This is a genomic window from Alkalicoccus halolimnae, from assembly GCF_008014775.2.
GTDB classification, from domain to species: domain Bacteria; phylum Bacillota; class Bacilli; order Bacillales; family Salisediminibacteriaceae; genus Alkalicoccus; species Alkalicoccus halolimnae.
In genome coordinates, this window is record NZ_CP144914.1 from 2452605 (window position 1) to 2466311 (window position 13707).

Genomic DNA, 13707 nt, shown 5'->3' on the forward strand with positions numbered 1-13707 from the left:
GTCCGCGACGCGCCCGAAAATAGACTCGCAGACCCTCTTATACCAACACGACAGATCTAAACAAATAACAGAACTGCCTACTTCTATTTTTATCATCTGCCTCTTTATTCTGATAATATACAACGTAGGTGGCGTTTTATCAGCTCTGCTGTTGTTTATTGTTCCAACAGGTCATCTACTCTCCTCTTCGTGGTTAGGAAGGGGGAACATGAAGGCGGTCGTTCTTAAGGAAGAATATAGGGCAGGGAAGCTTAACCAAAATAGTACGGAAAACGACTTTCTTATTTCTTTTGAAAAACGAAAGGGAAAACTTACATAGCGGTCGGTGTGAAATAATCTTTTTAGTGGATCCGGAAAAAAGATCCAATCGGCTCCAAAAACACCGCCGCAGCCAATAAAAGTTTTCATGGGAATGATCAAATCCCGGTTTCCTTTCGTTAATAGGGGTAGAAGCGTGTTTCTGGAGAAGGAGGGTCATATGGAAAAGCACGAAGACGTACAATTGTACGAGCGCCTCCATGCCAAGGATCAGGCCGCAATGGAAATGCTTTACGACAAGTATGGGAAGCTGCTCTATTCGTTTGCCTATAAAATGGTTTACAATTCCGCGGGAGCGGAGGAAGTGGTACAGGAAGTAATGATTAAGCTATGGAGGGGAAAAGGGGTCTATTCTGCTGAAAAAGGAAGGTTTACCACCTGGCTGCTTACGATCACCCGCCACACTGCCATCGATTATCTTCGAAAGCAGAAGAGACATACGGAAGACGTGATCCATCAGGAAACAGAGCACGAAGACTCCCAGCCCGGCGTAGAGGAAATGGTGGAATGGAAGCACCGGAGTGAACGGGTAAAGGAAGCGATGCGTGTGCTCAAGGAAGAGCAGCGCCTAATTATTGACATGTTTTACTTTAAAGGCTACTCCCAGAAAACGATAGCGGAAAAGGTTAATGTGCCTCTCGGAACAGTGAAAGGCCGTATCCGGCTGGCTTTAAAGCATTTGAAGGATGAACTTTATGAAGAAAGGAGGGATTGGCAGTGACAGACAAGCAGTGTGAAAAATTGATTGACTACTTTAACGGACAGATGCTGGAAGAAGAGAAGGAAACGTTTGAAAAGCATCTTGAAAGCTGTGAAGAATGCCGGGCAGAACTGGCAGAATGGGAAGACCTTTCCGCGGATCTTCCTTTTTTAAGCGAAGTAGAAGAGCCGCCGCAGGGAATGAAAGAACGGGTGTTAACCAGCGTATGGAACAGCGAAGAAAGTACAGAAGCACCCGTCCAGCAGAAGGCTGACGAGAGAAAACATTCGCTTAAACGCGCGGCTCCTATCTGGCTGGCTGGCGCAGCGGCTGCCGCCCTCCTTTTTTCTTTGGCAGGAAACGGTTATCTACTCAGTGAAAATCAGCAGCTGGCACAGGAAAGAGAACAGCTGGCAGAAGAAGCGGATCAGCTTGCTTTTGAACGGGATGTAATCGAGTCCGATTACCAGGCTCTGCTTGAAGAAGAGCAAGAAGAAGGAACAGGTGTAGCAGATGTTCTGCTTGCCTCCAATCTTGCTTCGGCAGATGAAGAGCTCTTTTCAGGAGAAGGTTCGGCGACGATTATTTCGGAAGACGGGCATGTCGATCTGCTCGTTCAAGTAAGCGGCATGCCGGACCTGGAAGACGAAGAAGCATTTCAGGCGTGGATCATTGAAGGAGAAACGCCGGTAGCGGCAGGCAGCTTTACCATTGATGAAAATGGAAACGGAGCTGTGCGCTACCGACTCAGCGATATGGACGATATGCAGGTAGATCAGATCGCCATTACTCTGGAACCGCAGCCGAATAATGAACAGCCGCAGGGACAGGTGGTTCTCGCTTCTCCTTAAGGACTGATCAAAAATTATCCAAGAAGCTCTGCTGGAACAAACAGATCCAAAAGAAGGCCTTCATGCCAGTATTCGTCATGAAGGCCTTCCGTTGTTAAAAAATCGCTTTCGAAAAACTTTTTTACTGCCTTTCACCGATTTTATGTAGCGTATGAGGAAAGAAAGAAGAAGTCGATCCCATGATGGAACGCCTTTCCCGTTTGACGATTTTTCTATTCTAACAAATGAACAATCATCTAGCATTTTTCATGTTGCTGTCCAGCAGGCGAAAAGGTATCGTAATAACAAAAAGCAGCAGAGCTGGGATTACTCCCTGTCCTGCTGCTTGCTTTATTCATCTTCGTCTATCAAAATACATCATACGTAGACTACATATTTCTAGAATTTAATTAACTCTTCGCTTTTTGAAAATATCCCTTTAATTCTTCCTCAAACATTTTAAAAATCACTACTTCATTCCTTAAATTGTGAATGAAAATATCTTTTGATTGATATTGGCCATTCCACCCGTGACATATCCGATTGCATGTTTTTTATATTTATAAACCCATTTTCCCTTATCTTTTTTCTGGAATTAGCATTTATTAATCTCAGCACTCAAAACCTTAACATACCACGCTACAAAACCTTTCATTTGAATAACAGATTAAACATTTTATTGAAAACAATGGAAGATGATAATATTATAAGTTTTTAATTAAGTTTTTAGGGTTTTAGGGTTTACACCAGCTAACCCCAATGTTTTAAAAAAAAGTCTTTTGTTTCTTGGTTAGTAACCATTTCCTGCACTTTTTCTTTTTCAATGAATTTAATATCACTTATTTCATTATCAATGGGAATAAGCATCTTGGCATCACCTAAAAATTCTACGAGATACATTGTTGTTTCTTGTTTGTCATATCCGATTTCTTTCTTAATAATATCAGGAAAATTAAAACAAATTTTTTCGTCATATTGCTTGAGTATTCTATATTCAGACGAACCCGTCTCTTCTTTCAATTCACGTAATATTGATTCCTTTAAATCATTATCTCTTTCTTCTACGCCACCCTTAATAAAGTCCCACTCCCCTTTTATATTTCGTTTCCCTTTATTAGTGTTTATTTTTGTTTTATGTATAATTAAAAATTCGTTATTTTGAAAAACAATTGCACCAACAGCTTTTCTAATCATTATTTTCACTTCTCCTTCTGACCTTCCCATTGCCGATGTTTTAAATTTCACTCCATAACAATGCTAGATTCTTTTTCAATTAATTCAACAATTGTAAGGCTTGTAGCATGAATAAAAGGAGGTTCCCATAATTTACCTAGAGGGAGATTTTTGAAATGCGCACATAATGTTTTTATCACAACAGAATGAGTAACTATTAAAATACTTCCTGAACTATGCTTCTCTTGTATTAAAGTGATTGATTTCAAACTCTGCTTTTTAGTTCATCAAAACTTTCGCCATTTAATGAATTATAAAGATGCAGAACATTCCAAAATGAGTGAAATTCATCAGGGTACTTCTCCCTGATAAAAGAAACCGTCTGACCTTCCCATTTTCCCATATTGATTTCCATTAAATTATCATCAATAATGACAGGGATATCTCTGTCACCTTTATTTAATTCAGCAGTTGTTTTAGTTCTTTTACTTGGACTTGAATAGATAGCATCAAAATTTATCTCCTTCACTCTATTTCCTAACAATACTGCATTTCTTTTCCCATTCTTAGTTAGTTCTGAATCACTCCAACCTTGCATCTTTCTTTGAGTATCCCATTCAGTTTCTCCGTGTCTTGTTATATATAAAGTAAGCAATATTATCCACTCCGCTAATTAAGTAAGAAACATAATTGTATCGTGAATTCAGATATCCTTATTACACCATTCATTCCATGTTTGTATTTAAACCCCTTCACTCAGCAAGGTGTTCATCGTGACATTATTTCTTGAGGATTTTTCAGATAGAAAAAAAGATTATTATGTTTCGCTGCTTCTCAGACAGTTCGTAGAGAGGAGACCTTCTATTGTTTTTAAGGGGGGCACCTCTCTTTCTAAATGCTATGAGGTAATCTAACGCTTTTCCGAAGATTTAGATTTAAATTCCTTCCGTGCCAAATCAATTACTAAGTGAAACTGCTCTTTTATTTAGTACAGATTTATTACCAGTCCCTGTTCTGCCTGTACTACTCATACCGTTCATAAATTAACTGTTCCCCCTTCGCTCCCGAAAACCATACATCGTTACATGCTTCTGCCATAGCCGGGAGATTTTCTTCAATTGCTGCGAAGACATTTCCCGGTACCCATCCAATATCTCCATTAACCAGTAAATTGTTTCTTCCATAAAAAACAGCCAGATCGACTACCCCCGGCAGATGAGAAATATTTTTCTCTTCTTTGAAAGCTTTATCCAATTGACCTGATTGAAAATAAAAATAACAAACGTCACCGGGAATCGGGGTGACTGTAGAGTTTTCCAATCCAATCTTTTTTCAGGAAAAGGAGGTACCATATTGTAAATTTCGTTATGTGCGTACTTCGCATGGTAAACCTGCCCGCTCTGGGGAAGAGCTTCCCAGACTGCCTTGCAGGTTCTTGGAGCCTCTTCCTCCAAAAGCCTAGCAATACAAGAAACACCCCGTTGAGCTAAACTAATTTTGATATATTTCGTCATACACTTCACCCTTTGTTTTGTATTTTAAAAATTTCATAATCGCATACCGTTAATTAACAGAAAATCACCTGCATTCAAGAACGATAGGAGTTCAGCCTTCTTTTGAAGTACTCTTTACACCATTTATAGTTTCAAATCACACTAAATACTTCCACTTATTTCTATTTTCAAAACATTGACATCCTGATGATATTGGCAAAAGGTGAATTTTCCATTGGGTTTGATTTCAATGAATCTTCCAAAGATTCTTCTATAAAACCTATATGTAAACCCTTATATATTTGAATCACTTTCATATTACAAACGAAAGTTGGAAATCACGAATAGTGGAAGAGATCTCCGTTTCACACGCTATATAAATTGAACTTAATATTTATAAGAATAGAATGTATGACCTCGAAAGCGGTCTTCTCTATCGAAAAAAAGAAGGGTGCTATCATTTTTAACCGCTGATCATACCTGCAGGAAGAACAGAAATGGAGAACAGGCCGCTGCAGGGCACATGGGGCGACTCCAGGGCGAATCAGGACGAGCCGAATATCCAACCCGTCCGACCGCAGGGAGTAAGGGTTTAGCAGAGGCCGGCCCGCCCGGAAAGCGTCCCCATGGAAACGAAAGCGGCTGGTTACAGAAGGAGAGACTAATTATTAAGTTCAACATATATAGCGAATGATTTATCGCACTATTCTTATAATTGAACCGAAGGATTTCCACATTCTTCTATCGAAGTTGTTTTAGAGTGATTTTTCGTAAAGGAGCTTTGATAATATGGTGCAGAGTGATTTAAGAGACGTAAAAGCTGTTTTATTTGATGTATTTGGGACCGTAGTTGATTTTCGTTCTACAATTAAAAAGGAAGGTGCCGTATGGAATTCGGAGAAGGAATTGGATATCGACTGGGGAGCGTTTGCGGATGCGTGGCGGGCACAGTATCATCCGAACATGCAGCGCGTCATGTCCGGGGAGCTGGAGTGGAATAACCTCGACTCGCTTCATAAAATGGCCCTCTCTTCCCTGCTTGAGAGGTGGGGAGTGAAAAAGCATTTTTCTGAAAAGGAAATCGAAGTGCTCAATCAGGTGTGGCACCGCCTGGATCCGTGGTCAGATTCTGTGCACGGGCTGGAACAAATAAAGGAGCATTTTACAATCAGCCCGCTTTCGAACGGCAACATGTCCCTTCTGACGAATATGGCTAAACAGAGCGGTCTGCCCTGGGATGTGATTCTTTCTCCGGAGCTTATAAAGAGCTATAAGCCGGATCCGAAGGTTTATTATATGGCGGCCGATTATTTAGGGCTGAATCCGCATCAGATTATGATGACCGCCTGCCATCAATACGATCTGCAGGCGGCTCAGAAATTAGGATTTCGTACCGGCTACGTGATGCGCCCCTTTGAATTCGGTTACGAACATATTCCTGATCTCACCCCTCTCCAGGAGTACGATATTACAGCGTACGATCTCGTCGATCTGTCAGAACAGCTGAGACGTCGAAGTTTGTAAAACTCTTGCGGCTGTTTACATGTTTCTTCGCTTTTCTAAACTCAAAAAATAGCATAGAGATACTCGCATGACAAAAGAACGAATGCGTCGGCTTTGTTTAAAATGGCGTCATACGAAAAATGATTCTTTTAGACCGTTTGGAAATTTAAAAACAAGATTCGTAATAGTTCTTTTCTCGATATACCGGTCTGAAAGTATGAATATCCACTGGTCAGTACATGATTTTTTCACTATATATAACAATATCATCCTGAATATACCGTCTTTAAAAATCATTCATTTAGCGCATTGTTTGAATTTTTATTTCAATGTAGCATTTATTTAGACGCAGCAGAGCGTCTAAATAAAAGAAAAGGATGTGTGCCTATGAAGAAAACTTTCGTAGCGATGTTAATCTTTCTACTCACTCTCTCTATCTTCTCTCTTCCAGCCGGTGCGGTAGGAAATGGACCGAACTACAATGGGAACGAGACAATCAAAGGAGAAAGACTGACAAGCAATGAAGATCTTTTAGCTGACGTGCAAAGAGCCGCGGAGCGCTCTGACAGCATTGAACTGGAAATTATCGGTCAGTCCGTAAAGGGAAGAGATATTCCCCTCGTGAAGTTCGGAAACAACCCGGACAATCCAACAATTTTATTTTTGACGCAGCAGCACGGAAATGAAGTTTTGATCACGGAAGGTGCACTGAACGTTATTAAAAATTTATCCAACAACAATAAACATAACCGCGGGCTTGCAGAAGAAGTGAACGTATTTTTTGTTCCCCGCTTAAATCCTGACGGTGCAGTAGGAGATGTGGATTTTGATATTTCCGACCATGTTGCAGGCGGGATCGCAACCCGTACGAATGCGAATAATATAGATTTAAACCGTGATCACAATACGCTGGAACAACCTGAAACTTATGCGCTGCATAACAATGTACTGCGGGCGTATGACATTGATTACTTAGTAGATTTCCATCATCAGGGTGCACGTTCCGGGATCGATGGAGAGTATGTATCCGGCTCTATTCTCTACCCTACAAATGAAGGAGTCGATCCTGAAGTTGTAGAAATGTCCAAACAGCTTGGCTCCGTCATGTATGATGCGGTGGAAGATCGAGGATTTGGCCTGCTCGGTAAATACAACGGCGGATCTGCCAATACAATTGCAAGAAACGGTCTGGCCTATGAATACGATATTGCTACGCTGCTTTTTGAAATGAGAGGTATGATCGACCATTCCAATCCGAACCAGGTGCTCGGTCAGAAAAGTAACGGCTATCTCATTCAGCAGGCAGTAATCTCTATGGAAGCTGCGATCGATGCGATTGCGGATACTTCAATTAATGAAGCAGACGTTACTTTCTGGGATGAATTAGAAGTTCAAAGTTTCATCGGTGAAGAGGAAGCGACAGAGTAACAGCAGATTTAAAACAGAGGAAACCCTGCTCGGCAAAAGATGCTGAGCAGGGTTTCTTAATGCATAAGGCTGATCCAACCTTTCAGATAGTTAATATTTATACAGCCGCTCAAGCGAGATTCCACGTTCCGGAAAAATCCCCTTTCCTGTCCGCCGTTTTTATGAACACATAACTACGTGGCCGTTAGTCGTCGTCCTTATCTACGAACTTTCCGTAATCGGGGATGGCTTTTTCTTTGAAGTTTGCTGCGAGATCTGCGAGTCCCTCCTGCAGGTAGTCTCCGCTCATAGGCACGCCGTGTCCCGTAAAAGCGAACTGCGGCTTAAGCTGGGCGAGCGTTTTTACCGACTGTTCTGCGGCTTCCCAATCCGGCGTGAAATATACCGGCGGGCCACTGATTTCGAGCTCCTGGTTCCTCACTTTGTACAGCGAATCCTGCTTCACTGCGACGAAGGCATCGCCGACGATGAGCGCTCCATCCGCTTCACGAAACAGCGATACATGACCTTCCGTGTGTCCCGGTGTATGCACCCAGCGCCAGTCAGGCATTTCCGGCACTGTTTTGTCCGCCGGCAGCTCCTGCGCTCGATTTCCAATATCAATCGCTTCGCGTGGAAACAGTTTTGACATTTTCGCAATCATGCCTCCTTCAACAGTCATGTCCGGATCCGGATAATCCTGTTTACCTGTGATATAAGGAATCTCAAGCGGATGGGCATAGACTGGTACCTCCCACTGCTCCAGCAGGTCGATCAGTCCGCCTATATGGTCAAAATGGGCGTGCGTCAGGATGATTGCTTTCGGTGGATTTCCCTCTCCAAAGCGTGTTGCTGCAGCCTCTTTAATATCATCTCCTGATTTCGGCATTCCCGCGTCAATCAGTACCCAGTCATTTCCATTACCGGGCTTCCCGTAAAAAATAACGTTCACAATTTGAATGGTATAGCTGTACAAATCTTCCCCAATTGCGACACCATCATGGCTGTTTACGGAAGTCACCGGTTGATAACGTTCTGTGGATGAACTTCTTTCCATATCCATCGATTTTCCACTCCTTTTTTGACGTCTTTCTCTTCTTTTCCCGCTCCGGTGTATACCAAACTAAAGCGATCGGCAGCAGCAGGCAAAAAAGGAAAAGCGGCAAGAACGTTCTGCAAAAAGTTGAAGAATACTGCAGCAAATTCAAAATAGATTCTGCAGAACTGAAGAAGTGTATTTCTGCCGCAGAATAAGCTTGAAGAAGCAGTATCCTACTACCTGCTTTACTGAAAATCTTTCATAACACGTGCCAGTGACACTGGAATGAATTAAAAAAGTGCTGTCCCATAAGCCGATGACCCAGGCTTATGGGACACCCCCTTTTTAACGCTTCCTAACTTTCTTTCAAAATCCATTCCTTCGCTTTCTCTTCTTCGTCAAAATCAAACTGTCTCACATTGGGACTTGAAATGATGTCCAGACTCTTCGAGAGTGTCTTAACTATGGCCTGTTCCCCGACCATCGCATATTTTTCAATCTGTTTCATATTATTTTTCACAATAAATTCGAGCCGATCTTTCATCGTGGAGAGTTCCGCTCCTTCTATACTTGAAACCTTCGTTAAAACTTTTATTTTATCGTATTTCTCCAGCAATTTTTCTACTTCTGCAGTCATTTCTTTATATTCTTTTTCCTCGATTTTACTGTCAAATTCAATCGCCAGCACGTTATCTCTGCTCCAGCTTAAAATCTTGTTCAAACTGATCCACCTCCTCTGTTATTTACTACTGTGATTCCTGTTAAATCAAGACTTCAAACTGCTTACAATGCTGAATACTTTGTAAGATTACGCCGTTCCCTTGTTTACACAGTTCAGTCTCTAACCGGACTCCCTCCCGTACTTATTTTTATGAGTTACCCATGTTACTTAACGAATTCTGTGTCCGTTTGATCCATGAACAGTTAGAAGGAAAAAGCTTCAAATAACTGAAAACAGCCGTCGAAGGATTTCCTTCGACGGCTGTTTCCTACCACTTAAGCGGGGAATGGCTCACCTCTTCACTCCCCAACGCTATCATCCGTAAATGGTGGCTCATTCCTTCCGAAATACTCAGAATTTCCGCTGCATCGGGCGGTCGATGGTCTATTGATACAACGGGTCAGACATATGCCTGGATTCAGTCGCGTACTTTCCCTGATCCAGGCAAGGCCATTTCAATAAAGGACTTGATCTCTGCATCAAACTGCTGCATGTGCTGTTTTTCAACGCGGAAGCTGCTCGTATATTTGATTTTATTGCGCTGTTCTTCAGGAAGCAGGTTGTTAATCCACAGCTCTGCCACCGCCGTTGGTTTCTCTGGGGTAAGGGTGGCCAGTTCGGAGGCTATTTTTTCACGCTGCCCATCCGCTCCGCTGCATAAGGTGATGAAGGAATAATCCGTCAGCTTCTCCCTCTTGATGAATGTCCGCATCGGCGCGGCAATTTTTCCCGCCCAGATAGGCGCCAGTAGAATAACAGGTCCGTACTCGCTAACATCAAATTCAATAGGAGCCAGACGCGAATTACGCTTCAACAAAAAATCGAAAAAAATCGAAATGTCTTTCCGTTTCTTTTTTTCCTTAACTTCATACTTGTCGCATCCGATTCTCTCCTGCAATTCAACAGCCAGCTTTTCATTGTTCCCTGAATGGGAATAATAGAGAATGAGTAGTTTCATTGTATAACCTCCTGAAGATTCGGCTTCGTTGAACAGATCATGGGGCCTGATTGACAACTGTTTACTTTTCTTTGAAAACAGGTTCCCGTTTTCTTTTTAATAACTATCTCTTCGTTCTGCTTCCTCATTTTCCCTGCTAAGTTACAATTCTTTCGGTAGTTGTTGAAGCTGGCTCCGCTTCGGACTATCTTTATTTGTAATTATATTTCTGACTACACCCCCTGATGAAAATTAAGACATTGTATTGAAAACGGGAAATAATTATCTTTTTTGCAAGTGCTCCAAATTTTTTTATTTAAAAAAGACTTTCTGTCAGTAAATAAACTGAGCATCCTCTTCCTATTTTCTGTATAATCAAGTTAAATGACTATCTTTCCAATTTATCCAGATTTTGAAAAAGGGTTCTTTACCGAACAAGTCGGTCCAATCATTTGCAGTACCAAACTACGGGCGGGCGCCTGCCCCCTTTTTAGGATGTGAAACTTATGGCACAGTCGGAAACAATTGAGGTGGAAATCACCGGACAGACAGGAAGATTGAAACTGAACAGACCGGATCATGGAAACGGCATTACGCTCCAGCTTGCCAAGGAACTAGCCGCGGTCACCACGGACTGGGAAAAAGATGAAGCCATTCAGCTTGTAATCCTTGAAGCAAACGGAAAGCACTTCTCTGTTGGAGGTGATTTAGCTTCCTTTGCGGAGCATGGAAATAAAGTCGGTGAGCACTTAAAAGAAGTAATTGGTTATTTTCACGAGGCAATTATGAATCTTGTAAAAATGAAAAAGCCTGTTATCGCTGAAGTAAAGGGAACTGCCGCCGGCGGCGGACTGGGTTTTGTCTGCGCTGCGGATATCGTCTATGCAACGGAATCATCTCGCTTTCTGATGGCTTATACGAAAGCCGGACTCACTCCGGACGGAGGATCGAGCTTTTTTCTGCCGAAACTCGTCGGAAAGAAAAAAGCGGCGGAGCTGACGCTCTTAAATCGGATGTTGACCGGACAGGAAGCGGAAGCTGTGGGCCTGATCACAAAAGCCGTGAGTGAAGACAACTGGGAAGAAGAAATCCAGGCGCTGGAAAAAGCATTTACCGAGGGCGCCTACCTTGCTGCCGGAAAAGCAAAAAGCTTATTAAACCGCGGTGATATTACAGAGCTGCAGAAGCACCTGGAGGCAGAAAAGCTCACCCTATGTGAACAAATAGGCCAGCCGGAAGGTATGGAAGGCATTGAGGCCTTTCTCGAGAAACGTAAGCCTTCGTTTCCCCGCTTCCATAATTAAAAAAGCAGAGCGCTGAAGAATACCTCATTCCTCAGCGCTCTGCTTTTATTAGTTTAGTTATGTAGTTATTTTTTAATGCTATAACTCTCAAATGTTCCTATTTTTAAATATCACACCATATGTAAGTACCTAAACGCTGATTGCCGATATCGATCTCTCTACTTCTATTATACCGCTCTTTTTAAAAAATATATAGACTACTCTTTTTATCATATCTATCTTATACTATGCTGACCAAATCTAAAAATACAGAGGTTGAGCATTATGAATGCCAATAAAGATATATTGGATAATGGTCCTTTTTTCACGGTACGAAAGCAGAGCTGAAAGTAGGCGGGTTATTAGAAGCGCAGCATTTGTCCAATTACCAGGATAAAAAATCTAATTATATTTACTTCACGGCAACGCTGGATGCGGCTAAATGGGGTGCTGAATTAGCCGCATCTGAATTAAAAGAAAGAATTTACATTGTTGAACCAACAGGTGAATTTGAAAATGACCCGAACTTGACTGATAAAAGATTTCCCGGTAACCCGACACGTTCTTACCGGTCTAAATCGCCTTTGAAAATAATAGCTGAATTAAGTTCCTGGGAAAGACATACTGACGAAGAAATAAATCATATGCTTACATCTTTAGAAAAATTACGCGCAGAAAGAAAAGATGTCATATATGATTAATCCTTAACCTCTGAGGAACCTGGCAGCATGACAATCGAAGCTTTTCATCAATTGGTGGAAAGCAGGGATGCTCCAGGATTGGCCCTGTTTGAATTTTAGTACAGGTTTTTTTCTGCTTTTGTTTTCGAATTCATTTTTCTCTCAAATATCTTCTGATAATGGAACTCACGCGTCTTTTATCGTCTCCCATATTAATTTGACTACAGTAATAATCAACAGGATAACAGAAAGAAGAAAAATATATATGAGCGGAGATCTAAACTGCGCAAGCACAGCATCCGCCGTATGCATGTCGCTGCAAGTGGCCGCATTGTCCGGCGTGAATACAAACATGGACCGGCATTCTTCTATGGGCAGAACAGCCATTTGATTAATGAAAAAGGAGAGAAATCCTCCTAAAACAGCGGATACAGCAAACAAAAAAACGACCGTGCCTATGTATATACCTTTCGTCATTTCAGCCTCCTGAGTTGTGAATGCGTCGTTATATTCGAAGTTTCCTTTTTAATTGGCTGCCGTGAAAATAAAGTAGATAATGCGATGAGAGATATAGCCAAGTATTCATTATATCTATTTAATTATTAAAAAAATGATTTGATTGGTGGGTAGAATGGACGAATATATTCGCTTAATAAATAAATCCGAAGACTATATTGAAAAAAATCTAAGCCAAAAAATTTCACTGGATGATCTAGCACTTAACGCAAATATGTCTAAGTATCATTTCCATCGTATATTTAGTAAATATAGTGAGGAGACTGTCAAACAATTTATTACGAGAATAAAGATAGAACGGTCTGGAATATTCCTTGCTGTCCGCAAAGATTTAAGTATCACAGATATTGCCTTTCGATATGGCTACAATGATGTAAGTACCTACAATAAAGCATTCAAAAAGCATACAGGGATGTCTCCATTAGAATTTAGAAAAGCAAGAAACGACAAGAATTCATAAACATTCTTCGCTAAAATAAAATCAAAGGAGGTGATTTTGTGGAAAAGCCAATGATTACCGTAGAAAATTATGAAGTGGAAGTCATATATATACGCTTCAAAGGCTCTTACACAGAGTTTAGAAAAAACAGTCGCAAGATGTTCAATGAACTTTTCAAATACGCAAAAAAATACAATTTAATAAGAGAAAATCACACAAAAGTAATGACTATATACCATGACAATCCATTCATAACAGACTCTAAAAATTTGCGAACTAGTGTCGCAATGACTGTGCCCTCCAATACCACAATAGTAGAAGAAGGTAAAATTGGTACGATGAAGTTTGGTGGGAAATATGTTGTATTACATTTTGAGCTGAGTATAGGTGAGTATGAAAAGGCTTGGAAGTATGCTTATTCAGATTGGTTACTGAAAAATGATAAATATACTCCCAGAGATTCATTTCCATTTGAATTATATGTTACCGAGCCACCTGAAGATTATAAAAAAAAGAGTAAGACAGACATCTATATACCAATAGAATAAGAACATAAATTATCTTTCACTAACGGGTGTCATCAATTGTACAAGCCAATATTATAAAAGCGGAACTTCTTAATTACGGGAGTTCGATTTTTTAAATCAAATAGCATCGTTAAATTCTAA

Annotated in this window: 15 protein-coding genes and 1 pseudogene; 8 read left to right on the forward strand and 8 right to left on the reverse strand. The window is 41.1% G+C overall.

Annotated elements, in window-relative coordinates:
• The first annotated feature begins 478 nt into the window (after nucleotides 1-478).
• On the forward strand, nucleotides 479-1039 hold the full coding sequence (locus FTX54_RS11255) for an RNA polymerase sigma factor (RefSeq protein ID WP_338484610.1): 561 nt from the start codon (nucleotides 479-481) through the stop codon (nucleotides 1037-1039).
• On the forward strand, nucleotides 1036-1869 hold the full coding sequence (locus FTX54_RS11260) for an anti-sigma factor domain-containing protein (protein WP_338484612.1): 834 nt from the start codon (nucleotides 1036-1038) through the stop codon (nucleotides 1867-1869). The genes FTX54_RS11255 and FTX54_RS11260 overlap by 4 nt, the downstream gene beginning before the upstream one ends.
• A 729-nt stretch (nucleotides 1870-2598) precedes the next feature.
• On the opposite strand, the gene FTX54_RS11265 is transcribed toward FTX54_RS11260, so the two are convergent.
• The 4 genes and pseudogenes from FTX54_RS11265 to FTX54_RS16830 all read right to left on the reverse strand — a co-directional run bounded on the left by FTX54_RS11265 (nucleotide 2599) and on the right by FTX54_RS16830 (nucleotide 4535).
• Nucleotides 2599-3042: an NUDIX domain-containing protein gene (locus tag FTX54_RS11265; RefSeq protein WP_147805212.1), complete on the reverse strand. Its 444-nt coding sequence runs from the start codon at nucleotides 3040-3042 to the stop codon at nucleotides 2599-2601.
• A gap of 47 nt (nucleotides 3043-3089) precedes the next feature.
• Nucleotides 3090-3290: a histidine phosphatase family protein gene (locus FTX54_RS11270; protein ID WP_338484616.1), complete on the reverse strand. Its 201-nt coding sequence runs from the start codon at nucleotides 3288-3290 to the stop codon at nucleotides 3090-3092.
• A complete protein-coding gene (locus FTX54_RS11275; protein ID WP_281285272.1) occupies nucleotides 3287-3676 on the reverse strand; it encodes a histidine phosphatase family protein in 390 nt (129 codons plus the stop codon). The genes FTX54_RS11270 and FTX54_RS11275 overlap by 4 nt, the downstream gene beginning before the upstream one ends.
• 368 nt (nucleotides 3677-4044) lie before the next feature.
• Nucleotides 4045-4535, reverse strand: a pseudogene (locus FTX54_RS16830) (DUF3830 family protein).
• A gap of 768 nt (nucleotides 4536-5303) precedes the next feature.
• Between FTX54_RS16830 and FTX54_RS11285 the strand changes: the two are divergent.
• Together FTX54_RS11285 and FTX54_RS11290 are read left to right on the forward strand one after the other, a co-directional pair.
• Nucleotides 5304-6038, forward strand: coding sequence for a haloacid dehalogenase type II (locus FTX54_RS11285; RefSeq protein ID WP_147805207.1), 735 nt, complete (start codon nucleotides 5304-5306; stop codon nucleotides 6036-6038).
• A gap of 366 nt (nucleotides 6039-6404) precedes the next feature.
• Nucleotides 6405-7445, forward strand: coding sequence for a M14 family zinc carboxypeptidase (locus FTX54_RS11290; RefSeq protein WP_147805206.1), 1041 nt, complete (start codon nucleotides 6405-6407; stop codon nucleotides 7443-7445).
• Nucleotides 7446-7629: 184 nt separating this feature from the next.
• On the opposite strand, the gene FTX54_RS11295 is transcribed toward FTX54_RS11290, so the two are convergent.
• The 3 genes from FTX54_RS11295 to FTX54_RS11305 form a co-directional block, all read right to left on the reverse strand.
• The gene (locus tag FTX54_RS11295; RefSeq protein ID WP_147805205.1) at nucleotides 7630-8487 is read right to left on the reverse strand and encodes an MBL fold metallo-hydrolase; all 858 of its coding nucleotides are present in this window, start codon (nucleotides 8485-8487) and stop codon (nucleotides 7630-7632) included.
• Nucleotides 8488-8818: 331 nt separating this feature from the next.
• Nucleotides 8819-9184 (reverse strand): STAS/SEC14 domain-containing protein, encoded by a 366-nt coding sequence (locus FTX54_RS11300; RefSeq protein ID WP_187254678.1) that lies wholly within the window; start codon nucleotides 9182-9184, stop codon nucleotides 8819-8821.
• A 418-nt stretch (nucleotides 9185-9602) separates the two neighbouring features.
• Nucleotides 9603-10142 carry a flavodoxin family protein gene (locus FTX54_RS11305; protein WP_147805203.1) on the reverse strand — a complete coding sequence of 180 codons (540 nt, stop codon included), beginning with the start codon at nucleotides 10140-10142 and terminating at the stop codon, nucleotides 9603-9605.
• A 485-nt stretch (nucleotides 10143-10627) separates the two neighbouring features.
• Here FTX54_RS11305 and FTX54_RS11310 point away from each other — a divergent pair, with 485 nt between their 5' ends.
• Together FTX54_RS11310 and arr are read left to right on the forward strand one after the other, a co-directional pair.
• Nucleotides 10628-11425 (forward strand): enoyl-CoA hydratase/isomerase family protein, encoded by a 798-nt coding sequence (locus FTX54_RS11310; protein ID WP_147805202.1) that lies wholly within the window; start codon nucleotides 10628-10630, stop codon nucleotides 11423-11425.
• A 323-nt stretch (nucleotides 11426-11748) separates the two neighbouring features.
• Nucleotides 11749-12105 carry an NAD(+)--rifampin ADP-ribosyltransferase gene (arr, locus tag FTX54_RS11315; RefSeq protein WP_422387434.1) on the forward strand — a complete coding sequence of 119 codons (357 nt, stop codon included), beginning with the start codon at nucleotides 11749-11751 and terminating at the stop codon, nucleotides 12103-12105.
• A gap of 165 nt (nucleotides 12106-12270) precedes the next feature.
• Here the strand turns inward: arr and FTX54_RS11320 are convergent, their stop codons facing one another.
• Complete coding sequence (locus tag FTX54_RS11320; RefSeq protein ID WP_147805201.1) at nucleotides 12271-12561, reverse strand: hypothetical protein; 291 nt, start codon at nucleotides 12559-12561, stop codon at nucleotides 12271-12273.
• 154 nt (nucleotides 12562-12715) lie between these two features.
• Between FTX54_RS11320 and FTX54_RS11325 the strand changes: the two genes are divergently transcribed.
• A complete protein-coding gene (locus FTX54_RS11325; protein WP_147805200.1) occupies nucleotides 12716-13060 on the forward strand; it encodes a helix-turn-helix transcriptional regulator in 345 nt (114 codons plus the stop codon).
• 38 nt (nucleotides 13061-13098) lie between these two features.
• The gene (locus FTX54_RS11330) at nucleotides 13099-13587 is read left to right on the forward strand and encodes an AraC family transcriptional regulator (protein WP_222706852.1); all 489 of its coding nucleotides are present in this window, start codon (nucleotides 13099-13101) and stop codon (nucleotides 13585-13587) included.
• The last annotated feature ends 120 nt before the right edge of the window (nucleotides 13588-13707 follow it).